Annotated in this window: 28 protein-coding genes; 11 read left to right on the forward strand and 17 right to left on the reverse strand. The window is 62.5% G+C overall.

Going from position 1 to position 23,662, the window contains the following annotated elements:
• Positions 1–5: 5 nt before the first annotated feature.
• Positions 6–980 carry a signal peptide peptidase SppA gene (gene sppA, locus B015_RS0101745; protein ID WP_026226783.1) on the reverse strand — a complete coding sequence of 325 codons (975 nt, stop codon included), beginning with the start codon at positions 978–980 and terminating at the stop codon, positions 6–8.
• A 281-nt stretch (positions 981–1,261) separates the two neighbouring features.
• On the opposite strand from sppA, the gene lptC reads away from it, so the two are divergent.
• From lptC to ptsN, 6 genes are all read left to right on the forward strand, one after another.
• Positions 1,262–1,981 (forward strand): LPS export ABC transporter periplasmic protein LptC, encoded by a 720-nt coding sequence (gene lptC, locus B015_RS0101750; RefSeq protein ID WP_018425929.1) that lies wholly within the window; start codon positions 1,262–1,264, stop codon positions 1,979–1,981.
• Between the two features lie 13 nt (positions 1,982–1,994).
• Positions 1,995–2,537, forward strand: coding sequence for an LptA/OstA family protein (locus B015_RS0101755; RefSeq protein WP_198292836.1), 543 nt, complete (start codon positions 1,995–1,997; stop codon positions 2,535–2,537).
• A complete protein-coding gene (gene lptB / locus B015_RS0101760) occupies positions 2,537–3,358 on the forward strand; it encodes an LPS export ABC transporter ATP-binding protein (protein ID WP_018425931.1) in 822 nt (273 codons plus the stop codon). Before B015_RS0101755 ends, lptB begins: the two co-directional genes overlap by 1 nt.
• 187 nt (positions 3,359–3,545) lie before the next feature.
• Positions 3,546–5,081, forward strand: a complete 1,536-nt coding sequence (gene rpoN, locus B015_RS0101765) for an RNA polymerase factor sigma-54 (protein ID WP_018425932.1) — start codon at positions 3,546–3,548, stop codon at positions 5,079–5,081.
• Positions 5,082–5,358: 277 nt separating this feature from the next.
• Positions 5,359–5,943: a ribosome-associated translation inhibitor RaiA gene (gene raiA / locus B015_RS0101770; protein WP_026226785.1), complete on the forward strand. Its 585-nt coding sequence runs from the start codon at positions 5,359–5,361 to the stop codon at positions 5,941–5,943.
• Positions 5,944–6,010: 67 nt separating this feature from the next.
• Positions 6,011–6,475: a PTS IIA-like nitrogen regulatory protein PtsN gene (ptsN, locus tag B015_RS0101775; RefSeq protein ID WP_018425934.1), complete on the forward strand. Its 465-nt coding sequence runs from the start codon at positions 6,011–6,013 to the stop codon at positions 6,473–6,475.
• Positions 6,476–6,589: 114 nt separating this feature from the next.
• On the opposite strand, the gene B015_RS0101780 is transcribed toward ptsN, so the two are convergent.
• Positions 6,590–6,847, reverse strand: a complete 258-nt coding sequence (locus tag B015_RS0101780; protein WP_026226786.1) for a DUF1150 family protein — start codon at positions 6,845–6,847, stop codon at positions 6,590–6,592.
• 61 nt (positions 6,848–6,908) lie between these two features.
• Positions 6,909–7,334: an Hsp20 family protein gene (locus B015_RS0101785; RefSeq protein ID WP_018425936.1), complete on the reverse strand. Its 426-nt coding sequence runs from the start codon at positions 7,332–7,334 to the stop codon at positions 6,909–6,911.
• A gap of 128 nt (positions 7,335–7,462) precedes the next feature.
• Between B015_RS0101785 and B015_RS0101790 the strand changes: the two genes are divergently transcribed.
• Positions 7,463–8,404, forward strand: a complete 942-nt coding sequence (locus tag B015_RS0101790) for a nucleoside hydrolase (RefSeq protein WP_018425937.1) — start codon at positions 7,463–7,465, stop codon at positions 8,402–8,404.
• A gap of 79 nt (positions 8,405–8,483) precedes the next feature.
• Here B015_RS0101790 and B015_RS0101795 read toward each other — a convergent pair whose 3' ends face one another.
• From B015_RS0101795 to B015_RS0101830, 8 genes are all read right to left on the reverse strand, one after another.
• Positions 8,484–9,098: a LysE family translocator gene (locus B015_RS0101795; protein WP_018425938.1), complete on the reverse strand. Its 615-nt coding sequence runs from the start codon at positions 9,096–9,098 to the stop codon at positions 8,484–8,486.
• Between the two features lie 68 nt (positions 9,099–9,166).
• The gene (locus tag B015_RS0101800; protein WP_018425939.1) at positions 9,167–10,066 is read right to left on the reverse strand and encodes a ribokinase; all 900 of its coding nucleotides are present in this window, start codon (positions 10,064–10,066) and stop codon (positions 9,167–9,169) included.
• A 66-nt stretch (positions 10,067–10,132) separates the two neighbouring features.
• Complete coding sequence (locus B015_RS0101805) at positions 10,133–10,594, reverse strand: hypothetical protein (protein ID WP_198292837.1); 462 nt, start codon at positions 10,592–10,594, stop codon at positions 10,133–10,135.
• A 2-nt stretch (positions 10,595–10,596) separates the two neighbouring features.
• Positions 10,597–11,100 (reverse strand): hypothetical protein, encoded by a 504-nt coding sequence (locus B015_RS30235; RefSeq protein WP_040455939.1) that lies wholly within the window; start codon positions 11,098–11,100, stop codon positions 10,597–10,599.
• The gene (locus tag B015_RS0101815) at positions 11,067–11,456 is read right to left on the reverse strand and encodes a hypothetical protein (protein WP_018425942.1); all 390 of its coding nucleotides are present in this window, start codon (positions 11,454–11,456) and stop codon (positions 11,067–11,069) included. The genes B015_RS30235 and B015_RS0101815 overlap by 34 nt, the downstream gene beginning before the upstream one ends.
• A gap of 18 nt (positions 11,457–11,474) precedes the next feature.
• The gene (locus B015_RS0101820; RefSeq protein ID WP_018425943.1) at positions 11,475–11,948 is read right to left on the reverse strand and encodes a hypothetical protein; all 474 of its coding nucleotides are present in this window, start codon (positions 11,946–11,948) and stop codon (positions 11,475–11,477) included.
• A 457-nt stretch (positions 11,949–12,405) separates the two neighbouring features.
• The gene (locus tag B015_RS0101825; protein WP_018425944.1) at positions 12,406–13,299 is read right to left on the reverse strand and encodes a bifunctional helix-turn-helix domain-containing protein/methylated-DNA--[protein]-cysteine S-methyltransferase; all 894 of its coding nucleotides are present in this window, start codon (positions 13,297–13,299) and stop codon (positions 12,406–12,408) included.
• 102 nt (positions 13,300–13,401) lie between these two features.
• Positions 13,402–13,896 carry a DUF2244 domain-containing protein gene (locus B015_RS0101830; RefSeq protein ID WP_018425945.1) on the reverse strand — a complete coding sequence of 165 codons (495 nt, stop codon included), beginning with the start codon at positions 13,894–13,896 and terminating at the stop codon, positions 13,402–13,404.
• Positions 13,897–13,918: 22 nt separating this feature from the next.
• Here B015_RS0101830 and nth point away from each other — a divergent pair, with 22 nt between their 5' ends.
• Positions 13,919–14,731 carry an endonuclease III gene (gene nth, locus B015_RS0101835; RefSeq protein ID WP_018425946.1) on the forward strand — a complete coding sequence of 271 codons (813 nt, stop codon included), beginning with the start codon at positions 13,919–13,921 and terminating at the stop codon, positions 14,729–14,731.
• Here the strand turns inward: nth and B015_RS0101840 are convergent.
• A complete protein-coding gene (locus tag B015_RS0101840) occupies positions 14,725–15,162 on the reverse strand; it encodes a DUF2214 family protein (RefSeq protein WP_343122965.1) in 438 nt (145 codons plus the stop codon). The genes nth and B015_RS0101840 overlap by 7 nt on opposite strands.
• A 115-nt stretch (positions 15,163–15,277) precedes the next feature.
• On the opposite strand from B015_RS0101840, the gene B015_RS0101845 reads away from it, so the two are divergent.
• Positions 15,278–15,523: a YdeI/OmpD-associated family protein gene (locus tag B015_RS0101845; protein ID WP_245262104.1), complete on the forward strand. Its 246-nt coding sequence runs from the start codon at positions 15,278–15,280 to the stop codon at positions 15,521–15,523.
• Between the two features lie 143 nt (positions 15,524–15,666).
• Positions 15,667–16,197: a GNAT family N-acetyltransferase gene (locus tag B015_RS0101850; protein ID WP_018425949.1), complete on the forward strand. Its 531-nt coding sequence runs from the start codon at positions 15,667–15,669 to the stop codon at positions 16,195–16,197.
• Between the two features lie 41 nt (positions 16,198–16,238).
• Here B015_RS0101850 and B015_RS0101855 read toward each other — a convergent pair whose 3' ends face one another.
• The gene (locus B015_RS0101855) at positions 16,239–16,826 is read right to left on the reverse strand and encodes a transglutaminase-like cysteine peptidase (protein WP_018425950.1); all 588 of its coding nucleotides are present in this window, start codon (positions 16,824–16,826) and stop codon (positions 16,239–16,241) included.
• Positions 16,827–17,319: 493 nt separating this feature from the next.
• Here B015_RS0101855 and B015_RS0101860 point away from each other — a divergent pair, with 493 nt between their 5' ends.
• Entirely contained in the window at positions 17,320–17,778 is a 459-nt protein-coding gene (locus tag B015_RS0101860; protein ID WP_018425951.1) for a hypothetical protein, read from the forward strand.
• Positions 17,779–17,963: 185 nt separating this feature from the next.
• Here the strand turns inward: B015_RS0101860 and B015_RS0101865 are convergent, their stop codons facing one another.
• The 4 genes from B015_RS0101865 to B015_RS0101880 are packed head-to-tail and all read right to left on the reverse strand — an operon-like array spanning position 17,964 to position 23,538.
• Complete coding sequence (locus B015_RS0101865) at positions 17,964–18,596, reverse strand: ribbon-helix-helix domain-containing protein (protein WP_026226789.1); 633 nt, start codon at positions 18,594–18,596, stop codon at positions 17,964–17,966.
• Positions 18,586–19,875, reverse strand: a complete 1,290-nt coding sequence (locus tag B015_RS0101870) for an HlyD family type I secretion periplasmic adaptor subunit (RefSeq protein WP_018425953.1) — start codon at positions 19,873–19,875, stop codon at positions 18,586–18,588. Before B015_RS0101870 ends, B015_RS0101865 begins: the two co-directional genes overlap by 11 nt.
• A gap of 56 nt (positions 19,876–19,931) precedes the next feature.
• On the reverse strand, positions 19,932–22,067 hold the full coding sequence (locus tag B015_RS0101875; protein WP_018425954.1) for a type I secretion system permease/ATPase: 2,136 nt from the start codon (positions 22,065–22,067) through the stop codon (positions 19,932–19,934).
• 31 nt (positions 22,068–22,098) lie between these two features.
• On the reverse strand, positions 22,099–23,538 hold the full coding sequence (locus B015_RS0101880) for a TolC family protein (RefSeq protein WP_018425955.1): 1,440 nt from the start codon (positions 23,536–23,538) through the stop codon (positions 22,099–22,101).
• Positions 23,539–23,662: the final 124 nt, after the last annotated feature.

Raw genomic sequence — 23,662 nt, forward strand, 5'->3', positions numbered from 1 at the left:
GTTTTTCAATTGCCTGACACAGCTTTTTCAGGGTGCCAGAGCGACAGCATACCGTCAAGGAACAAGCGTTCGGCGCCCATTTCCTTGATGATTTCGGACGAGAAGTCGCCGACGCCGAACGCGCGGCCGAGTGCCTTGGCCAGCGAGTTCGGCAGGAAGAAGCTGCCCGTGCGGGCGGGTTTCCATTCGACGACCGTCAACTTGACGTCGACTCCCTTGGTGCCGAGCCAGGCAATGGCCTGGTCTTCACCGCCGACCTCGTCGATCAGCTTGTTGGCGAGCGCCTGGCGCCCGGTGAACACCCTGCCGTCGGCAAGCGCCGTGGCATCGGCCTTGGACATCGCGCGGCGGTCGGCGACGATGCCGACGAACCAGTCGTAGCTGTCCATGATCATGTTGCGGACCATTGCGCGCTCGTCGTCTGTCGTCGGCTTGAAGGGCGAGGGTGCGGCTTTCAGCGGCGACGATTTCACTTCCTCGAGCTTGATGCCGAGCTTGTCCATCAATCCGGTCAGGTCGGGATATTGCACCAGCACCCCGATCGAACCGACGATCGAGGACTTGCGCGCCACGATGTGGTCGGATGCGGAAGCAATCATGTAGCCGGCCGATGCGGCAAGCGTGCCGACCTGCGTCACCACGGGCTTCTCGGCGGCGAGCTTGCGCACGGCGTCAAAGATCGCCTCGCCGCCGGCGGTGGTGCCGCCGGGCGAATCGATCGACAGGATCACGCCCTTGACCGACGGCGACTTGCGGATTTTGTCGAGGCGGTCGAGCAGGTCCTCGTCCTCGGTGATCGTGCCTTCGATCCTGACCTTGGCGATGTGGTCGCTGGCCACGCCCGGTAGCCTGTCGCCGGCCATCCAGGTCGAGACGGCGACGATGGCCAGTGCAGCAATCACCAATGCGGCAATACGCCAGAAGGTCAGCTTGCGCCGCAACCGGCGGCGGTCGATCAGATCGTCGGCTCTCATGGACATCGCGTGCCTCGAATTTTGCTAAGTCCAAGGCTTTTAAAGCAAGGTCCCGGCGAGAGCCACCGCTTTCCTGACGCAGCTGCCGTTGCGGGACGTTGGTTTTCTGGAGTAAATACCCATATTGCAGGTTGCATCTTGGCTGCCGAAAGCTTCGCGATTCGTGCATTTGACTGCAACTCCTTGACCTTATGGTCATATTTTCGTGGCTTTCATCCGCTTCACGGTGCCGTGCCTGAAACGGCACAGACAGAACGGCACAGACAGTTCGAAGAAGGGCTTTGGCGTTGGCGCGACCAATCGAGACGAGCGGCGGCGGTGGCGGCGTTGCGGTGGAAACCGCGATCGCGCTTGCGACTTCGCGCGCCGATGCCTTCGACAGGGCGACCCGCCATTCGCGCCGTGTCCGCTTCCTGAAGCTCGCTCTGCCGCTGGCGGCGGTGACGCTCGCGGTCCTGTTCGGCGGCTATTCCTATTTCGCTGCCCCGCCGGCGCTGCAGGTCAAGGCCGAAGGCGCTGCCTTCTCCGAAGGCAAGCTGGTCATGGCCAAGCCACAGCTCAACGGTTTCACCCGCGACAACCTGCCTTATTCGATGACGGCCGATCGCGCCGTGCAGGATCCGGGCAACCAGGGCGTGGTCGAGCTTCTGGGCATCGATGCCAATCTGCCGATCTCGGCCAAGGACGTCGCCAAGGTCGATGCGACGCGCGGTGTCTACGATCGCGACGGCAACACGCTCAATCTCACCGACGACGTTACTGTAAAGACCAGCGACGGGATGGTAGCGCGGCTCAAATCGGCGTATCTCGACATGGGCAGCGGCGCGATGAAGACCGATCAACCGGTTGAAATAAGCCTTGACGGTTCGACCATCAGGTCCGATTCGATGTCGATGCATGATAACGGCAAGGTTGTCGTCTTCGAAAACAGGGTGCGCGTGGACATTGATCCCGCGCGGATGAAGGCGGCGCGGGTTGGCAGCGGAGGCGGGAGTGCGGGCAATTAATTCGTGGCGGTCTATGGCCGCCCTATCGTTCATGGGGCTGGTGCTCGCCACTGGCGGTGCCCATGCCCAGGACAGCCAGAGCAGGCTTTCGGGCCTCAAGCTTTCTGGCGACCAGCCGATCCAGATCGAGAGCGACAAGCTCGAGGTTCGCGAATCGGAAAATCTGGCGATCTTCACCGGCAATGTCAGCGTCACCCAGGGGCCGACGGTGATGAAGTCTGGCAAGATGACCGTCTATTACGCCAAGGACGCCAAGGGCGGTTCGGCCGCCACGGGATCGGCGGCCATCGACCGGCTTGAAGTCGACGACAAGGTTTACGTGAAGTCCGACAAGCAGGTGGCGACCGGCGACCGCGGCACCTTCGACATGAAGACCGAAGTGCTGGTGATGTCCGGCAAGGAGGTCGTTCTGTCCGAAGGCGACAACGTGTTGGTCGGTTGCAAGCTTACCGTGCAGATGAAGACGGGCCTGGCCCAGGTCGACGGCTGCACCAAGGGCGCCGGCGGCAACGGTCGTGTGATGATGTCGATCACACCGAGTTCGCAGAAGAAATAATGTCCGATACATCCTCGCTGTTGTCGCGTCTTACGCCCGGTTCGGCGCGCAAACCTGCCGCGCCTGCGGCCATCAGTGGCACCAAGAACGGCACGTTCAAGGGCACGCTGATCGCCAAGGGCCTGACCAAGGCCTACAAGGGCAGGCAGGTTGTCAGCGGGGTGACGCTCGGCGTTCGGGCCGGCGAGGCTGTTGGTCTGCTTGGACCCAACGGTGCCGGCAAGACGACATGCTTCTATATGGTCACCGGCCTCGTGCCGGTCGACCAGGGCACCATCGAGATCGACGGTTTCGACGTCACCCACATGCCGATGTACCGCCGGGCGCGCCTCGGCATCGGCTATCTGCCGCAGGAAGCCTCGATCTTCCGCGGCCTGTCGGTCGAAAACAACATCCGCGCCATTCTTGAAGTGGTCGAAAAAAGCCACAAGGAGCGCGAGAAGACCCTCGATTCGCTGCTCGAGGAGTTCCACATCAGCCATCTCCGGAAATCGCCGTCGATCGCGCTGTCGGGCGGCGAACGCCGCCGCCTCGAGATCGCCCGCGCGCTCGCCAGCCGGCCTAACTACATGCTGCTCGACGAGCCCTTTGCCGGTGTCGACCCCATCGCGGTGGCCGACATCCAGCAGCTTGTGCGCCACCTGACCAAGCGCGGCATCGGGGTGCTGATCACCGACCACAACGTCCGCGAGACGCTCGGCCTCATCGACCGCGCCTACATCATCCATGCCGGCGAAGTGCTGACCCATGGTCGCGCCGACGAGGTGGTGTCGAACCCCGACGTCCGCCGGCTCTATCTCGGCGAAGGCTTTACGCTTTAGGGCCTGTTTCCCGGCGGGTTGCCCTCTGAAGGGGCAGTCCCGGTGCCGCATCGCGGGCAAAGCGGTCAATATGGTTCCGGCAAAACCCCAATCTGCTTGACATGCAAAAGCCGGGCCAGTTTTATCGAAGCTGGCAGGCGAGCCGGTTTTCGGCCGCATGAAAAAAGGGATCGGGTCAGGCAGAACGATGGCGCTGTCGGCGAAATTGCAGCTGCGGCAGTCCCAGTCGCTGGTCATGACCCCGCAGCTGATGCAGTCGATCAGGCTGCTTCAGTTCACCCATGCCGAGCTTGAGCGCTTCATCGACGACGAGATCGAGCGCAATCCGCTGCTTGATCGGGCCGAAACCCCGGACGACGTCGCCACCGACCAGTTCCCGAAGATCGAGACACAGGGCGAAGCTGCCGGACAGTCGAATGACGACTGGTTCGAGGGCGAGGCCGGCTGGAGCTCCGAGGCCATCTCGGAGAAACTCGATACCTCGCTCGAAAACCTGTTCCCCGACGATCCCGGCACCGTAGAGCATGTCGGCCCCGAACTTGCCATGCAGTGGAAGTCGGCGTCGCCGGGTGCTGCCCCTGGCGGCGGGGGCGACGGTTTCGACATGGAGGACATAGCTGCTGCGGCGGTGACGCTGCGCGATCATGTCGGCGAACAGGTCGCCTTTGCGTTTGCCGATCCGGTGGAGCGGCTGGTGGCGGCGGAGCTGACGGATTGGCTGGACGAGGCAGGCTATTTCCGTGGCGACACGGCTGACATCGCCGAACGCTTTGGCGTCGACGAGGCGTTCGTGCTTGCGATGCTGAAAGGTTGCCAGGCCTTCGATCCTGCCGGCCTGTTTGCCCGCGACCTGGCCGAGTGCCTGCGCATCCAGCTTGCCCGCCGCGACCGGCTCGATCCCGCCATGGCAGTTCTGGTCGACAATCTCGAGCTTCTGGCGCGGCGCGACTTCCAGAGTCTGCGCCGGCTGTGCGGCGTTGACGAAGAGGATCTGCTGGCCATGCTGGCTGAGATCCGCGCGCTCGACCCCCGGCCAGGCGGCGCCTTTGCCGTCGGCGCGGCCGACACGGTCGTGCCTGACGTCGAGGTGCGCCAGGCGGCCGATGGCAGCTGGGCTGTGGAACTCAACCCGGAGACGCTGCCGCGCGTGCTGGTCGATCAGGTCTATTTCGCCCAGGTGACCGGCCGTGCCAAGGATGCGACCGAGCGCAACTTCCTCGCCGAGTGCCTGCAGAACGCCAACTGGCTGAGCCGCAGCCTCGACCAGCGCGCCAAGACGATCCTCAAGGTCGCTTCAGAGATCGTCCGGCAGCAGGATGCCTTCCTGGTCCACGGCGTACGCCATCTCCGGCCGCTCAACCTGCGCACGGTGGCCGATGCCATCAGCATGCATGAATCGACTGTAAGCCGCGTCACCGCCAATAAGTATATGCTGACGCCGCGTGGCGTTTTCGAACTGCGTTACTTCTTCACTGCGGCAATTGCTTCGGCCGAGGGCGGCGATGCCCATTCCTCGGAAGCCGTACGTGACCGCATCCGCCAGATGATCGAGGAGGAAAAGCCCTCCGAGGTGCTGTCTGACGATGCCATCGTGGACATTCTGAAGAAGGACGGCGTCGACATCGCCCGCCGCACCATCGCCAAATACCGCGAGGCCATGAACATTGCGTCCTCGGTGCAGCGGCGGCGCGAAAAGCGTGCTTTGGCCGGCCTTGCCGGTTGAGTCTGGTGGCGCAGGTTCGCGGATTCCGTGCGTTGATTGACAATCCCTAATGAAGTGTCTAGAAGCCCGCCCGCATGAAGGGGGGCTGAACCCGCCAAGGGTCGATGCCGTGCGAACTGGCTTGCGATGCGAGCCGGAGCGCTGTGGGGCAACCCATCATCGATCGGGAAGTTCGGACTTAATTTCGGTGTGCCAAGCGAGCCAGCGCTTGTTTGCACCGGCCACGGGTATAAACTCGGACGAGTTTGAAGTCTGAACAGAAAAGGTCAGTTTTCAGATGAGCTTGCGTATTTCGGGAAAACATATGGATATCGGCGATGCGTTTCGTACGCGCATCGAAGGTCGTATCGGCGAAGCGATCGATAAATATTTCGATCGTGGATTCTCCGGACACGTCAATGTGGTGAAGGCCGGGTCTCGCTACACCGCTGACTGCATGGTGCGGTTGGATTCGGGCATGTCGCTGCAGGCGACCGGAGAGGCCCAGGAACCGACCGCCGCATTCGATGTGGCGGCCGACAAGCTCGAAACCCGCCTGCGGCGCTACAAGCGCAGGCTCAGGTCGCATAGCTCGGGGAGCGGCAACGGTGCCTTGACGGACGTTGCCTATTCGGTGGTCGCGCCGCTCGGCGACGACGAGGACGAAATCCCTGAGGACTTCGCACCCGCAATCGTCGCAGAATCGACGGTGGTTCTGAAAACCATGTCGGTGGCCTCGGCTGTCATCGAACTCGACACCAAGGACACCCCGGTCGTGGTGTTCCTCAATGCTGGCAACGAACATCTCAACATCGTCTACCGCCGGCCGGATGGAAACATCGGCTGGATAGATCCCTCGACCGCTAAGGTCGGCCAGGGATAGTCGATACCGACCGTATGCGGGGCGTTTGGGGCCATGCGGCGGTATGCACAGCAAGGGATATTTCAGAATGGATCTGAGTGATCTGATCGAGGTACCGGCAATCATGCCGGCCTTGAAGGCGAACTCCAAGAAGCAACTGCTTCAGCTTCTCGCCGAAAGGGCCGCTACGATTTCCGGCATCCCCGAGCGGGAGGTGTTCGACACCATCCTACAGCGCGAGCGCCTCGGCTCGACTGGTGTCGGCAACGGAATTGCCATCCCGCATGGAAAGCTCGCAGGGGTAAAGCGGATTACCGGTGTCTTCGCGCGGTTGGAAACGCCTGTCGATTTCGAAGCGCTCGACGACCAGCCGGTCGATCTCGTCTTTCTGCTTCTGGCGCCCGAAGGGGCGGGCGCCGATCACCTGAAGGCGCTGTCGCGCATCGCCCGCGTTCTGCGCGATGCCGATACCGTGGCCAAGATCAGGGGCACGCGCGATGCAGCTGCAATCCATGCGCTGCTGTCCGAAACGCCGGCCTCGCACGCGGCCTGATTTCGCCCAATCTTGGAAAAAAGCCTGGAGGGGCCGCGATTCGCGGCCCTTTTCCGTTCAGGCTGCCGTCTAAGCCAGGCCAGGCGTCAGGCGTCCTTCCGGACGCGCGGCGCACTAGTGGATGGCGACGGTGGTCAGATCGTTTTCCATCGCGCCCGCAAGCGCGCGGTCACGGGCATCAGACAACAGGATCGGTTCACCGGTCGCGGCAAACAGCGCCCACAGCTCAAGGCCGGGATCGATCTCCGTCAGGCCGGGGAAACGGCCGCGCAGATCGTCGCTGTTGACCTTTCTGAGATAGGCGACGGAGCCTTCGCCGAGATGGGCGAGTTCGCCCGTGGTCATGATGAGTCTCTGGACAGTATTTGGCATTTCAGCCTCCTTCTAGCGAGGATGCCGACGCGGCCATCCCGCATGAGAGCTTCGGCAACAGCTATTCTGCTACCGATATGTTTATTTTCCGTACCAGCCTTTCTGCTTCCGGCCGGTCGAGATCGACCGAGAGCAGTCCGTTCTTCAGTTCGGCCGCGATCACCCGCATCCCGTCTGCCAGCACGAAGCAGCGTTGGAACTGCCGTGAGGCGATGCCGCGATGCAGGAATTCGCGCTCCTTGTCGTCGCTCTGTCGACCACGAACAATGAGCTGGTTCTCTTCGACGGTGACATCGAGATCGTTTTCGGCAAAGCCGGCCACCGCCAGAGTGATCCGCAGCCTTTCGCCCCGCTCATCCGCGCTTCTGATGCGTTCGATGTTGTAGGGGGGATAGCTGTCGCCCGTCTTGGCAAGGCGCTCCAGCGTCTTTTCCATCGTATCGAAACCCAGAAGAAGCGGGCTCGAAAAGGGCGTCATGCGGCTCATGTTACAACGTGTCCTCTTGGAGCGACATAAAGCGGAAAAACCCGGATGGCATTTCTCCGCCTGTTGCTGATATGGTCCGCCGCTTCGGCAACTTCAAGACTACAGAACCTGCCCAATAAGGAAAGAAAATGCCCGAACCGCGCAAGATCATCATCGACACCGACCCCGGTCAGGACGATGCCGTCGCCATATTGCTGGCGCTCGGAAGCCCCGAGCTCGAAATCCTGGGAATCACCGCTGTTGCCGGCAATGTTCCGCTGAAGCTGACCGAGACCAATGCCCGCAAGATCTGCGAACTGGCCGGCCGTCCCGACATCAAGGTTTTTTCCGGCGCCATCCGCCCGCTGATGCGCGAACTGGTCACCGCCGAGGAAGTGCACGGCAAGACCGGCCTCAATGGCCCCGAGCTGCCCGAGCCCCAGATGAAGCTGCAGGAGCAGCACGCCGTCGACTATCTGGTCGAGACGCTGATGCGCGAAGAGGCCGGCACCATCACGCTGTGCCCGCTCGGCCCGCTGACCAACATTGCACTCGCCATGATCCGTGAGCCGCGCATTGCCCCGCGCATCAAGGAAATCGTGCTGATGGGTGGCGGCTTCTTCGAGGGTGGCAATGTTACGCCGTCGGCCGAGTTCAACATCTATGTCGACCCGCATGCGGCCGACGTGGTGTTCCGCTCGGGCGTGCCGATCGTGGTTATGCCGCTCGACGTCACCCACAAGGCGCTGACCACCACCAAGCGCATCGACGCCTTCCGCAAGCTTGGCACCAAGGTTGGCCTCGCCACCGCCCAGATGCTGGAGTTCTTCGAGCGCTACGACGAAGGCAAGTATGGCACCGACGGCGGTCCGCTGCACGATCCGTGCGTCATTGCTTACCTTATCAAGCCCGAGCTGTTCCAGGGCCGCTTCGTCAACGTCACCGTCGAGACGTCGTCGGAGCTGACCATGGGCATGACCGTGATCGACTGGTGGGGCGTCACCAAGCGCCCGAAGAACGCCACCGTCATGCGCGACATCGACCATGACGGTTTCTTCGCGCTTCTGGTCGAGCGTCTCGGTCGGCTCTGAGCGGGCCAAGCGACCAGCAACAAACAAGGGGCGGCACCAGGCCGCCCCTTTTTCATTTCTGATGCAGGGCGAGGTGCCGTTATCGTGTCCTCGAAAATGCCAGCCACACGCCGCCGCCGACAAGGAACGTGCCCGATATGCGGGTCATCAGCTTGAGGCGCTTGGCCGACAGGAACTTGCCGGCGCGGCCGGCGGCGATCGCGTAAGCCGAGTCCGACATGGCGGCGAAGACCATCGCGGTGATGCCCATGATGACGATCTGCTGCGCGTAGTTGGCGCTCGGGTCGATGAATTGCGGAATGAAGGCGCCGAAGAAGATCAGCGTCTTGGGATTGGAGATGGCAACCAGGAAGCCCTGCAGGAAGAAGCCGCCGCGCGGCCGCTTTGGCAATCCGTCGGCGGCGAGCTCGCCGCCCGAGCGGAACATCTGGATGCCGAGCCAGATCAGGTAAGCCGCGCCCAGAAGCCTGACCCATTCGAACCAGTGGCCCATCGCCTCGATCATCTGGTTGAGGCCGATGCCGACGATGGCGATCATTGCCGCCACGCCGATCTGCGTGCCAGCGGCGTTGGCCAGCCCGGCGCGCGTGCCATGCCTGATGCTCGAGGCGATGATCAGCGTGACGGTCGGTCCCGGTATCAGCACGATGACGATGCAGGCGACGACATAGGCGACGTAGAGTTCGAGCGACATTTCCGTTCCTCCAGATGTCGCTCGATAATAAGCACCGAGATTTTGCGCGTGTCCAGAAGCGGCGGCATTCAACCCCTGAGTGCCGTGTCCACTTCGCTTGCCAGAGGGATCGAGGGCTGCGCGCCTGGCTTCAGGCAGGCCAGCGAGCCGGCAGCAGCGGCGCGCTTGAGCGCATCCTCAAGGCCAAGCCCGGCGGAAAGTCCGGCTGCGAGATAGCCGCAGAAGGTGTCGCCGGCGCCGACGGTGTCGACAGGGGTGATCTTGAGTGCGTCGACATGAATGATGCCGCCGTCCTTGGTTGCCAGCACGCCTTCGCCGCCGAGCGTGACGATGAGGGCGGCGCCGGTGCGGCGGGCAAATTCGCTCATGCGCTCCGGGCGTTCGCCGGCCGGCAGGGCCAGCGCTTCGGCATAAAGGTCGAATTCGGTTTCGTTGGCGACGACATAGTTGGCCTTGCCGACAAAGCCCGCGGCTTCGGCGCGGAAAGGCGCCGTGTTGAGCAGGGTGATCGCGCCGGCCTGACGCGCCGCGCCGATCGCTGCGTCGACCGTCGACAACGGAATCTCGTGCTGCAGCAGCACGATGTCACCCTTGGCGAACTTGGCCTTGTCGAGGTCTCCCGGCACGACCGTGCCGTTGGCGCCGGGCACCACGGCGATCATGTTCTCGCCGTCGCCGCCGACCAGGATCAGGGCGATGCCGGTCGCCGCATGCATCTCGGCCACGCCGCCGAGATCGACGCCGCCATCCCTGAGATATGCGAGCGCTTCGCCGGCGAATGCATCCTTGCCGACTGCACCCACCATGCGGACCGGGGCGCCGGCACGGGCGGCGGCGAGCGCCTGGTTGGCACCCTTTCCGCCCGGGGCCGACTTGAAGTCGCCGCCGGGCACGGTCTCGCCCGGTCCGGGCAGGCGGCCGACGGTGGCGATGAGGTCGAGGTTGATGGATCCGACAACGGTGATCACGGCAGTCTCCTGAAAAGTCGGGCGGAAACTAGCCTGTGTTGCGCGCTCTTGCCAGATGGCGCGGCGTCATTCGCAGCGGAAGACGACCTGTGCCTGGTAGGGGCCGGCGGGGAAGATGCCAGTCGACTTGGTGGCGGTCAGGTTGACCGGGACGATCCTGGTTCCGTTCGACACGCGTGTGACCGTGCTGCCGCCATAGGTCACGCCATCCACGGTGTAGGTGGAGGCGAAGGTCACGTTGGTATCGCCTCCGCTCGGAGCCGACAGGAAGTTGACCGGTGCAGGCGCCGACAGGCCATAGCAGTCGAGCAGGTTGAGGAGGCTGCACAGCAGCGAGCTGGTGGTCACGCTGACCGATGCGGCGGCGGCGCCCGATTGCGTGGAGCCAAGCGTGTTGATGGTGGGATTGGCTGTCAGCGTCCCGTTCGACGTGATGTTGATCGTGCAGGTGCCGATGATGGCGGCTTGCGCGGGCGTGCTGACGAGGCCAAGGCACGCGATCCAGAAAGCGCGGGTGCCGGTGCGCATGATCATTGTCCTGGCTGTTTCTGTGGCTTCTGCGTGCCGTCGGTCCAGCCGCTTTCGGCCCAGCCAGACTTGGAATGCTGCACCGAGCCGGTGATGTCGCCGCCACCGTTGCCCTGGCCGCCAAGCCCCATCTTCAGAAGCTGCAGTTCCATCTGAAGCCGCGCCACTTCGAGCTCGTAGAGCCTTGCGCAGTCGAGCCGCTTCGGCGTCCTGCCGATTGGGATGACCACGCGGCCATAGGTGGCGATGTCGGTGTTGTTACGGCCACTGCCCTGGATCACGCCGACATCGAGATAGGCGCCGTTGCCCGAAACCGCCGAGCGGCAGGTGGTGCCGTCGGCGGCGCGCACCTCGTCCTGGCCCTGGGGCAGGGTCACGCCCGGGAGAGTGAACCCGTTCTGGTTCTGGTTGAGGTTGTAGACGTCTTCAGCCCATGCGGTGACTGGCGCAGTTGCGGCCAGGCACGCGAGCGTCAGAAACGCCGCTGTCCCAGGAATTTTCCGCATATCTGAGCCTTTATCTGCGTCTGTTCGTTGGGGAATGGAACGCTTTCGGTACAGATACGCACTTTACGCTCGGAAGCGCCGTCGAACGGAATGACGACGAGGACAGGGCGCGAGGCCTCGGCGCCCAGCATGAAGCTGTTGGGTGCGACATCGGCCTTCACAGGCTGGAAGTTCTGGTCATAGACACGGACGTCGACCCGGATCTTCGTGTTGTAGGGGTTTGCCGGAAACACCCTGACGGCAAAGGCGTCGGTGAAGCTCGTGACCTCGCCGCGCATCGGCGACATCGACTGTCCCAGGGCCACTGGGCTGAGCATGGCTGCGGTGACAAGCGGGAGCAGGAAACTGGCCTTCATTGCGTGCTGCTCCTTTGGCTACTGGCAGGTGACGACGACGGTGGCGGAATAGTTGCCGCTCGCGAACACGTCGGTGCCGCCCTTTGTGCCGGTGAGGTGCACGGTGACCGTGTCGACCCCGGGCGTGGTGATCGGCGTTGCCGCTGATGTTTCCGCGATCGTGTGTGTCCCGGTCGCCAGATATGTCGACGTCCATGTCGTCGCCGCCGTGTCGTGCGCCGGAACCGTGATCGATGTCGCCGACCCGACGCTGAGCGAAACGCCGCCGGTGGTGGTGATCGTGACCACGCCTGCCACGCCGCCGGCATTCTTCGAGCTCAAGGACTGCAGGCTGGGGCTGACGGTCATGACGCCGGCCGAGTTGTTCACGACCATCGTGCAGATGGCGGCCACGGTGCCGTTGAAGGTGATGTTGCCGGTGGCGGCCGACGCCGTCTGGATCGATGCGCCGGCGGTGAGGATCAGTCCGGATGTGAGTATGCAGTATTTCATTCTGCTCTCCCAGGATGGCGCTGGTGTCGCGTTCCTGGGTCGACCGTGCTCCCGGTATGGTTAATTTGGTGTTAACACCAAATTGTTCGCCAGAGTTCGTTTGTGTACGTTGCTTTTTACTTGACGCAAAAGAAAGTTTTTTGACACTGTGTCAGTGAATAAAATATTCGATATTAGATATTTGCTTTATGGGTACAAAGTAAAAATACAGAATATCGTCAAAATGAGGTGTTGTCGGCGTAGGAAGTTAGGAACCGGCTTGAGCTTTGGTCGTTGACAGGTTCACGATAGGTGGCCCGCCTCCCCAGGGCATTGTTCAACGTTGAATGACTGTCATCGCCAAAAGCTCGCTCATGCGTAACAGCTCATCTAGGGAAGACTGGCCAGGCACAGCGAGTTTTCAATCTTTTGTTGGCTTGCGTTTGAGCTGCAACTTGGCGGTGAGGTCGCGCGAAATTCATCGCGCGACCTTGCCGGCCTCCCAACCGAGGATGGCGCGCTTGCGCGTCAGGCCCCAGTGATAGCCGGTGAGCGCCCCTGATTTGCCCAGCGCGCGATGGCAGGGCACCACGAAGGACAACGGGTTGGCGCCCACTGCTGCGCCCACCGCGCGGCTCGCCGTGGGTTGGCCGATGTCCTTGGCGATGGCCTGATAGCTGCAGGCTCGCCCCATCGGGATCTTGAGCAGCGCTTCCCAGACGCGCAGCTGGAAGTCCGAACCGATCATCACCACACGGAGCGGCTGGTCGGCGCGCCACTGGCTCGGCTCGAAGATGCGTGCGGCATAGGGCGCGGTCGCACTCATGTCCTCGACATAGGTGGCGTTCGGCCACCGGCCAGCCATGTCGGCGAAGGCCGCACGCTCTTCGCCGGCATCGTTGAACGACAGGCCTGCGAGGCCGCGATCGGTCACCATGATCAGCGCCACACCGAAGGGCGAGATGTGGAAACCATAGCGGATGGTCAGGCCGGCGCCGCGTGTCTTGTAGTCGCCGGGCGACATCGCCTCATGCGTCACGAACAGGTCGTGCAGCCGGCCTGGCCCGGACATGCCGAGTTCGAACGACGTCTCCAGCAACGGCATGCCGTCGTCGAGCAATCGGCGCGCATGGTCGAGCGTCACGGCCTGCAGGAAGGCCTTCGGCGAAAGTCCGGCCCACCGGCTGAACAGCTTCTGCAGCGAGGTCGGCGTCTCCCCGACTTCGTCGGCGAGCGCTTCCAGCGATGGCTGCTCGCGATAGTCGAGGCTGATCTTCTCGATCACCCGCCGGACGGTCTCATATTCCGAGCCGGTGGGTGTGATGTCTTTTTGCAATGTGGCGACAGGCATGATCTTTGTCTGGGCGTTCATGGCTTTATCTCCTTGAACGCCAATATCGCCCCGAGGTCGAGGCTTTCCCACCCGATTCCTGCCGAAAGGCTGAGCTTCCTTCGTACTTTTCCAGGAATTGCGTCAGCGGGTCTTTGCCGTCGCCAGTGCACGCGAAAAAGCCTTGGCAAAGCTTTCGCGATCATCGGGATTGAGGAAGCTGCCCAGCGACACGCTGTTCTCGCGCGACACGACCGCCATGCCGGTGATGCCGATCTCTTCGTGGCGGGAGATGGCGAACCGGGTCCAGAACGGATTGAAGTGGAACTGCTCGGACTGGCCCGAAGGGGCGGTCTTGCGGATGTCGAGGCTGGTGCGAGAGACGCTGACCTCTTCGCGTGTTCGGGCGGCGCGATAGTTGAGCCGGAAGGCTATGTAGAGGCCGATGACGTCGAGGCCGAAGAAGCCGAAGATCGGCCATGCGCCGTTGCTTAGGAAGACGATGCCGGTGACGACCCAGCCGAACATCAGCGCGCCCATCAGGATCATGAACCCGGTGTGGCCCATCGACCTGTATGGCACAAGCAGAGCCTTGAAGAATGGCTCGTCGGCGGCGAAGGTGGCGTTTGTTTCGCTCATGCCTGTCGATTATAGAAGCGCCATGAAAAACCCCAAGACAAAAGATGGTGCGCGGACGGCACCTGCGGGTCGCAGCCAGGTTTCGAAGGCAAAGCCCAAGCCTCGTACGACCCGCCGGCGTTCACTCTATTCGGCCGATGAGGTGCGCGAGATCTTCCGCCGTTTCGCCGTCCAGCGGCCGGAGCCGAAGGGAGAGCTCGAACACGTCAATGCCTTTACCCTTCTTGTCGCGGTGGTGCTGTCGGCGCAGGCGACCGACGCCGGCGTCAACAAGGCGACGCGTGCGCTTTTCGCCATTGCCGACACGCCTGAGAAGATGCTGGCTCTCGGCGAGGAAAAGGTCGGCGAGCACATCCGCACCATCGGGCTCTGGCGCAACAAGGCCAAGAATGTGATCGCCTTGTCCGAGGCGCTGATCCGCGACTATGGCAGCGAGGTGCCCGACGATCGCGACATGTTGACCAAGCTGCCCGGCGTCGGCCGCAAGACGGCAAACGTGGTGCTCAACATGGCCTTCGGCCACCACACCATGGCCGTCGACACGCACATCCTGCGCATTGGCAACCGCATCGGGCTGGCGCCGGGCAAGACACCCGATCAGGTCGAGCAGGGGCTCTTGAAGATCATCCCCGACGAGTTCATGCGTCATGCCCATCATTGGCTGATCCTGCATGGGCGTTATGTCTGCAAGGCGCGTAAGCCAGATTGCTGGCGTTGCGTCATCGCCGACATCTGCAAGTCGCCGGAGAAATCGACCGATGTGCCGGCGCCGCTTGTACCGCTCGACGATATCGATGAGATCGAGGTGGCCGAAGCCGAAGTGGCGGCTCAGTAGCCGCGCGCCATTGTGGCCGCGAAGACAGGGATCAGCGCGAAGACCACAGCCTCCATCTTGAGGAAAGTGCGAACGCGCAGAACGTCCGCGTCCGGAACGACATAGCTTTCGGCGTTCGCCGCCCGCCAGCGCAGGATGCGGATGGTCGGCACGATCGACAGCAGCCCGACCAGCGCGAAGGCGGCCATCTTGGCCCAGAAGGTCGGGTTGTAGACGTAGAATTCCCATCCCTTGAGGCCAAAATAGACCCGCGATGCGCCGATGATGATCAAGAGCATGGCAAGCGCGCCATAGGCTGCGTCGATGCGGGTCAATATGGCCAGTGCCCGCCCGCCAAGCCCCGGCCGGATCAGGACCAACTCTGCCGCGATGACGCCGGCCAGCGCAAAGGCGAGCAAATGATGGGCAATGGCTAGAACGAGATCGGTCACAATTGCCTCGCTTGGCTGCTTCGCACGCAACCATATCAGCGGCCGTGCTGATGTCGCTACTGACAGAGCCTGTCAGCAAGGCTGGCACTCGGCCGATTGACTGGAAGGGCAGGATTTGGCCATTTCATGCTCCATGGCCCTTATCCGCGATCTCAACCCTATGCCCGACTGGATCCGCAGCGAACTCGTTTCGCGTGGGGTGTTCGAGGCTTACGAGGCGCGGCCGGCCTACCAACGAAACGACTATCTTGGCTGGATAACTAAGGCCAAGCTCGAGGTCACCCGCCGCAAGCGTCTCGACCAGATGCTCGACGAACTCAAGCGTGGCGGCGTCTACATGCGCATGGCGTGGAACGGATAAAGCGCCGATCAGCCTGGCGAAAAGGTCCTCTGCTTTTCGCAGGGGTGGATTTTCGCAAGGGCGGATTATGAAAGCGAATTCTGGCCTGCCGGATGGCCGGCCACCTGTGCTAGAGGCGGGCAAAGACGCATGGAGCCCTAGAGATGACCGCCTTTTCCCTTTCAGATATCCCTGTCATCGAAACCGAGCGGACGATACTCAGGCCGCACCGGCTCGCGGATTTCGATGCCTACGCGGAAATGTGGGCCGACCCTGTCGTCACCCGTTTCATTGCCAAGCCGCGCACGCGCGAGGAAAGTTGGCAGCGCTTTCTGCGTCATGCCGGTTCGTGGTCGCTGATCGGCTACGGCTTCTGGGCGGTCGAGGACAAGGCTTCTGGCCGCTTCGTCGGCGAGGCCGGCTTTCACGATCTCAAGCGCGATCTCGTGCCGTCGATCGAAGGCCTGCCGGAAGCCGGCTGGGGTTTCGCCGCCGACATGCACGGCAAGGGGCTGGCGAGTGAAGTCGTCGGCGGGTTCGTCAAATGGGCTGACGGCCGTTTCCCGCGCACCGTCTGCATCATCGATCCGAACAATGGCGCGTCGCTGCGTGTGGCAGAGAAGAACGGCTACCGCGAATACGCCCGCACCACCTATCACGGCGAGCCGACGATCATGCTCGAGCGCCACGGCTGAGCTGGAGCCAGCCACGGCGCTCGGCATTGATAGCCTTCGGGTCAGCGGCGAGCCGCCGTCTCCGGCACCGGCTTGGCGCCGCCGATGCGTTCCCAGCGTCCGCCATTGCCCTGGGCCTGGCGGGCGAAATATTTGTAAGGTGTGTTCGACCAGTCGCGCACCGAGCTGGTCAGGTTGTCGAGGATCAGATCGCCTTCGCTGGTGCGCACGGTCAGCACCGTATGACCGTCGCCCCGGTAGCGGGCCACGGTGATCAGCAGCGCCGACGCCGGCCAGCCGCGCTTCATAAGCTCGTGCTTCTTGAGGATGGCAATGTCCTCGCAATCGCCTGTGGCGCCGGCCATGCGCCAGTCGTCTTCCTTGCCGACCGTGGACATGTCGCTTCGTTCCGACACACGCGAATTCACCGACCGGTTGACCTGCTGAAGTTCAGCCTTCCGCTCTGGTGCGAGGTCGACAACTTTCTGGCCGCCCTTGGTGCTGCAAAGGCGTGGGTTGCTGCTGCAGAATGGGTAGAAGGCCGGCGGCGCGAAGGCGCTTCCGGTTGTCGTCATGGATGTTCCGGCCTCGGCGGCGAAGGTGGTGGCAAACGAAGTCAAAAGCGCGGCTAGCGCGATGTAGCGTTTCACAGTTGATGTCCCCGATGCGTGGATTAAAGGGTGCTGTAGGGCGGTTAATAAGGCGTTGCTAAAATTCGGATCGGGCTGAACCGAGGCAGGTTGGTTAACAAATTGTAACTTGATTATATAACATTTGAAGAGGCTAGATGAGCGTGGTTGCGGCACCCCCTCCCAAGGAGACAGCAAATGTCTGCAATCAGGGAATCGATAGCCAAAGCACTATTCGTGGCGCTTTCCGTTTCAGGTTCATCTCTTTACATAACGGGATATGCTAGCGCTGCCGTTCCGCAACGCATGGCAGCCGCCCAATGCAGCCCTTTGACTGGCTCCAACTATCAGAGCTGCTGCCTTGCCATGAATCGCTCGGAGATTCTGACGCAGGCTCAGCTCGACCAATGCCCGCCCTGGACGACGGCGGTTATTGTTGCAAATACGTTGCCGGATTCGGAGGGAGGTGACGATAGCGTTACCCCGATTGTTCCCCCTACTGTGACGCCGCCTGATGACGGCCACCACCACCATCACCATCATCATGGTGGCGGCGACGGCGATGACCATCACCATCATCACCACCACCACCCTGGCGATCATGATCACAATGGTGACGACCATCATGGCGATCATGACCACCATGACCGTGACCACCATGATCGCGATCGCGACCATCACGATCGTGACCACCATGACGGCGATCGCGACCATCATGACCGCGATCACCATGAAGGTGACCATCATGAAGGCGGCGACCATCACCAGGGTGGCGACCATCATGAAGGCGGCGACCACCACCAGGGTGGCGACCATCATGAAGGCGGCGACCACCACCAGGGTGGCGACCATCATGAGGGCGGCGACCATCACCAGGGAGGCGACCATCATGAAGGCGGTGACCATCATGAAGGTGGTCACGACCATGCCGACCATGACCACGGTGGCCGCAAATAGTCTGCTGGCTGCGTGAAAGGCAAAGAACAGGGCGGCTGGCCGGAGCATATCCCGGATCGGCGATAGGGCGCCCGTTCAACTATCTAGACGAATTGCTTTGAGGGAAAGCGCCGGCCGGGCGTCCTGTTACCCGAGGCAAGTTCGAGGAGCTTCGGGGGACGCCCGGTCTTTAGCTTCTTCGACCCCGCTGCGGCCCTCTGGTCAGGCATTCACCACAAACGATAGCAGCAGTTCCGGTACCTTTATCGGGGCGCGGACGATGTTGAGCTGACCGCGATAGCGCCGCTCGGCTGCACCTATGACGAAACCGCTGGCGATCGGGACGCCGTCATTGGCGTCAAGTCGGGCAAAGATATCGGTGACGTTGAGATCGAGTGACAGCCTGAGGTCGCGATGCGTGTCTTCGCCGAAACCTACCGGCAGCTGCCGCCGCACCAGATGTTGGAAGGCAGGATTGAACGTCAGGATCTTCTTGCCCGAAGACAACGCGAAAGCGGGCGCGGGGCATGCGCCGAGGATGGCATTGATCGTTCGCAGCGAAGCCAGCTTGGCAAGTGCGCTGCTCTGGTCTGCCATCCAGCGCAGGCAGGCGACGCGGATGGCCGATGCGAGATTGCTGGTGTCGCCATTGGCCTGGGCGATCTCCTCCACCATCTCGCCGATCGTGAGATGATTGTGTTCGGCAAGCTGCTTCAGCGTCGTCCAGAACAGGCGTTCGAGACGGATGCCGCGCCGCGTTCCCTGGCGCACGACAACACGGAAGTCGGTCGCCAGATCGTCCGGCGTGAACACATTGAGCCTGAGGCTATCAGGTGCTGTGGCACTATCGCTCACGCAACGCCTCGTTTCGTGCCTTGTTGATCGGCTTGAGAAGGTAGCTGAGAATGGTCTTTCGGCCGGTGATGATATCGACCGTCGAAATCATGCCGGGGATGATCGAATACGACTTGCCGTCCTTCTCCAACTCCGAGCGGTCGGTCGAGACGAGCACCTGATAGTAGGGCTCTCCAGTATTCTGGTCGACGAGGCTGTCGGCGGTGATATTCTGAACCTTGCCGGCAAGGCCGCCGAAGATCGAGAAGTCGTAGGCCGAGACTTTGATCAGCGCGTGCTGTTCGGGGCGAATGAAGGCAACATCGCGCGGTGAAACGCGGGCCTCCACCAGCAGCGTGTCCGATGTTGGCACGATGCCGGCGACGACGGTGCCCGGTTGCACGAAGGCGCCGAGCGTGTTGACGTCGAGCGTGTTGACAATGCCGTCGACGGGCGAGCGGATATCGGTACGCGCGACGCGGTCGGTAGCACCGCGGATGGTCTCGTCCACGACCGAAAGCTCGGCCAACGCCTGAGTCAGTTCGTCCAGCGCCTCCTGCTGCAACTGCAGTCCGAACTCGTCCACCTGAAGCTTGGCTTCGCCAATCGCGGCCTCGGTGCGCTTGATCGTTTCCTGGGCAAGGTTGAGCTGGCCCCTGATTTCAGTCTGCTCGCGGTCGACGCGGATCTGCTCGGTCTGGGCCATCAACTTGCGCTTGACCATGGAGGTGACGAGCTCGGCCTCCCTGTCGCTGACGGTGAGACTGTCGGTCAGCCGGGTCACGTTGACCTTGGCTTCGTTGAGTTCCTTCTCGCGCTGGTCGAGGCGCGACTTCAGCACCGAAAGCTTGGTGTCGAAATTCTGTCGCCGCGCCACCAGAAGCTTCTGCTCGTTCTCGCAGATCTGCGGTGCTGTTTTGACCAACTCGTCCGGGCACATCAGCGGCTCGGCAATCCGGCCTTCCTGCTCCTGCTTGAGGCGGGCGATGCGGGCGCGCAGCGTCCTCGCTTTCGCCTGTTGCTCGCCAAGGCTGGACTCGTTCAGCGTGTCGTCGAGCCTAACGATGAGATCGTCCTTCTTGACGATCTGGCCGACTTTGACGGCGATCTCCTGCACCACGCCGGGTTCGCTCGCCTGCACGATCTGGGTCTTCGAGGCGGGAATGACCTTGCCTTCGCCGCGCGCGATCTCGTCGACCTCGGCGACCGACGCCCAGATCACGAAGGCGACAAATAGCGCGCCCACGATCAGCACCGCGGCCGATGCAAACAACGGTGGCCGGTCTTCCCTGGTAATCATGTTCTCCCCATTATATTGAACGAATTCAATATAACACTCCCCGCCAGTGCCTGCCCTCAGCCGTTAGGCTTCTGCAGTGCCTGAATGACTTTTTCTTTTGGCCCGTCTGCAACGATGCGACCCTGCTCGACCACGATAAGGCGGTCGACGATCTCAAGCATACTGTAGCGATGGGTCGAGATGATCAGTGTCGTCTTGTCGTCGAACGCTGTTTTCAATTGCCTGATCAGTAGCCGCTCGGAGGCAAGGTCCATCGAACCCGAGGGTTCGTCAAGGAACACGATCTTCGGCTTGGTCATCAGCAGGCGGGCAATCGCGACCGCCTGTCGCTGGCCGCCGGAAAGATTGGTGCCACGCTCCCCAACATTCATGTCGTAGCCGCGCGGATGGCGCGAGACGAAGTCATCGACGCCGGCCGCCTTGGCGGCGGCGATGATGTCCTCGTCGCTGGCCTCCGGCCGCGCCATCAGGAGGTTTTCCTTGATCGTACCCGAGAACAGGTCGCCGGCCTGCGCGACAATGCCGACGGCGGCGCGAACTTCTGATGGATGATATTGGCGCACATCGATGCCGTCGAGCAGCAGTTCGCCCGAAGTCGGCAGGTACAGGCGTCCGATCAGGCGTCCGAAGGTGGTCTTGCCGGAGCCGATCCGACCGATGATACCGACGCGTTCGCCGGGATTGACCGTCAGGTTGACGCCTGTCAGCACTTCGGTTTCCGTGCCGGGATAGGCGAAGCCCACATTGCGCAAGGTCAGCGCGCCCATGCGGATCGGCCGGTTGACGAAGCCGACCGTGTCAGGGCGGTCTTCCGGCTGCTGCATGATGGTGTTTAGCACCTTGAGCGACAGCATCGCCTGGCGGAAGCGCGAGATGGTCATGGCCAGCTGGCCGAGCGGGGCCACGGCGCGGCCCGACAGCATGACGGCAGCGATGATGGCGCCGGTCGAAACTGCCCCCTTGTCGAAGGCGTAGGCGCCGGCGACGACGAGCGCCACGGTCACCAGCTGCTGGATGAAAGCCGTGAAGTTGGCTGCTGCGGCCGACAGCTCCTTGATCTTCTCCGAGGTGTTGGCGGCGTTCTTGGAGTGCTCGCGCCACTTGCGCAGCAGATAGGCTTCAGCGCGCAGCGACTTGATCGTCTCGACCGTCGAGATCGACTCGACCAGCAGCGACTGGCGCTGCGAGGCTTCGTTGAGCGAGGCGGCGACACGCTTGCCGATGCGGTGCTGTGCGACGAGCCCGACGATGATGGCCAGCACAAAGGCAATGACTGGCACGATCACCAGCCAGCCCGAGACGAGGTAGATCACCAGCAGGAACACGAACACGAACGCCGTGTCGATGAAGGTGCTGACCGTGTTCGAGGTGAAGAACTCGCGAACGAATTCATATTGCGTGACGCGGTTGGCATATTCGCCTGTTGAAGCCGGGCGCGCGCTGAGCGAGGTGTTCAGCACTTTCTCGAACAGCATGTAGGAGATGCGCAGGTCCGCCTTTCGCCCGGCATGGTCGATCAGCGCGGCGCGCGCGGTCTTGAGCAGCAGGTCGAACAGGATTGCCGTCGCCACGCCCATCGCCAGCACCCACAGGGATGAGATCGACTTGTTGGGCAGGACCCGGTCGTAGACGTTCATCGTGAAGATCGGCGAGGCGATGGCCAGCAGATTGATGAAGATCGCAGCCAATGCGACGCGCGAATAGGATCTCCAGAATGAGCCGAGCGTGCCATAGAGCCAATGCGGCCGCTCGATTTTCGCCGCTGTGCCGACGGTCATGTCCTCGGCTGCATTGGCGTAGGTGATGGAGAAGGCAACGCCGCCCGAGATCGGTGTCGCCATCAGGTCGGCGCGCGAGATCGACGTGCGCCCGTCTTCCTGAGGTCCGGTCAGGAACTCAGCGCCGTCGCGCTGTTCGGCCAGGATGGCGATGGGCAGGCGATTGGCACGGAAGACGATCGCAGGCAGCTCAAAGCGGCCCCGCGAAAAGTCGCGCTGGGCAAAGTCGTGGACCTCGAGGCCGATGCGTTCGGCAAGGTGCCTGATTTCCTGCACCTCGATCCGCGTCTCTGAGATCGGAACACCGGAAAACAGCACAGTTTCGGCGCTGGGGCGGCCGAGATAGGCCGCCACCGCCGAAAAACAGGATTTGAACGCCTCGACCGGAGTCTGGATATGCGTCTGCTGGTTCATGACGGTCGGGGGCTGCCGTCAGGCAGACACCCTATTTCTTTCTGACCGGGGCAAGCAGGTCGAACGGCATGTCGTTGACCTGCTCCGACGGCGTCCGCGCATAGGTCTCGGTGTCGGCTGTCGCTGGCACGTTGAATTCGCTGCGGGCGTAGGCGGTGGCCTGCTTGGCCGGTGCAATGTTCATCGTCTTCAGCAGCTGGCCGGTTGCGGCAAGCAGGCGATACTCGGCGAAAAGCGACGCAAATGCTGCAGTATTTGCCAGGGTCTCCGTGTTGAAGCGCGTGTTCTGCGCGTCGAGCACGTCGAGCAGCGAACGCTGGCCGACCTTGAACTGCTCGCGGTAGGACACGACCAGCCTGTCGTTGGCGACGGCCTGCTGGCGCAGCGTCTTGGCGAGATCTGCCTGGCGGAAGCGGCGATCCCACGAAATACGCACGGCTTCGTCGATTTCGCGCTGGACCTGGTGCAGAGCCAGGCGCTGTTCGCTGACGCGACGGATCTGTTCCTGCTCGTTGGCCTTGTCGATACCGCCGCGATAGAGGTTCCAGCGCAGCACAACGCGGGCCTGCAGGTCATTGGTCTCGTCGGCCGAACCGTCGATGTCGTTGCCGATGCGGGCGCGGCCTTCGGCCACGACTTCTGGGCCATACTTGGCGCGCGCGGCGTCGACCAGCGCAGCCGCCGAGTCGATATCGCTGTTGACCATGTGAACGCGCGGATTGTTGCGGCGGGCGAGCCCGATCGCGTCATCGAGCGAGCGCGGCAAGGCCTTGGCGACCGAGCCGGGCTTGGCCGGGCTGACCAGCGGCTTGCCGACGGTCTTGAAGAAGCGAATCTTGGCTGCTTCCAGCTCTTCGGCGGCTTCCTGGACGCGCGCCTTGGCGGCGTACAGGCGCTCTTCGGCCTGCTGGCGGTCGGCATCGGTCAGCGCGCCGCCCTGGATGCCTTCGCGGATGTCGCCGAGGATCGACTGGTGGAAGCCGAGATTGCGCTTGGCGTCGCCCACGATCTGGGCTTGCAGGACGTATTCGAGATAGTCCTGGACGACGGACAGGCCGATGAATTCCGAGCGTTCGAGGACGCGGAACGATGCTCCGTCGACACGCGAAGCCTGGCGGTTGAGCTCTGCGCGCCGGGCGCCGTTGTCGAACAGCTTCTGTGTGACGACGATACCGGCTTCCGACGGATAGAGCGCGTCGTCTTCGATCGACAGGGCGCGGCGCGACGGATTGTCGAGCCGGCGCACGCCGCTCGAAGCCTCCAAGTCGACGCTTGGCAGGTAAAGTCCCTTGGCCTGACGCAGTTCGAACTCGATGGCTTCGCGATTTTCGATGGCTTGACCGATCTCCGGGTTGGATTCGACGGCCACCGCCATCGCCTCCTGCAAGCTCATTGCACTGGCGCCGTTGCCCGACAGCATTGTCGCTGTCAGCAAGATAGCAAGGCGCCTGGCCACGCGTCCGATACTCATCGGCATTTCATTCTCCCACTCATCCCCAGCACCCCGCTGCGCTGGAGAGCCCGTCCACATCCACCGCGAGCAATTATCCAGCACCGCACGAAAATCGACAGCAAATTGATAGGCCTTTTCCCGA

This window comes from Hoeflea sp. 108 (assembly GCF_000372965.1).
Taxonomy (GTDB): Bacteria; Pseudomonadota; Alphaproteobacteria; order Rhizobiales; family Rhizobiaceae; genus Aminobacter.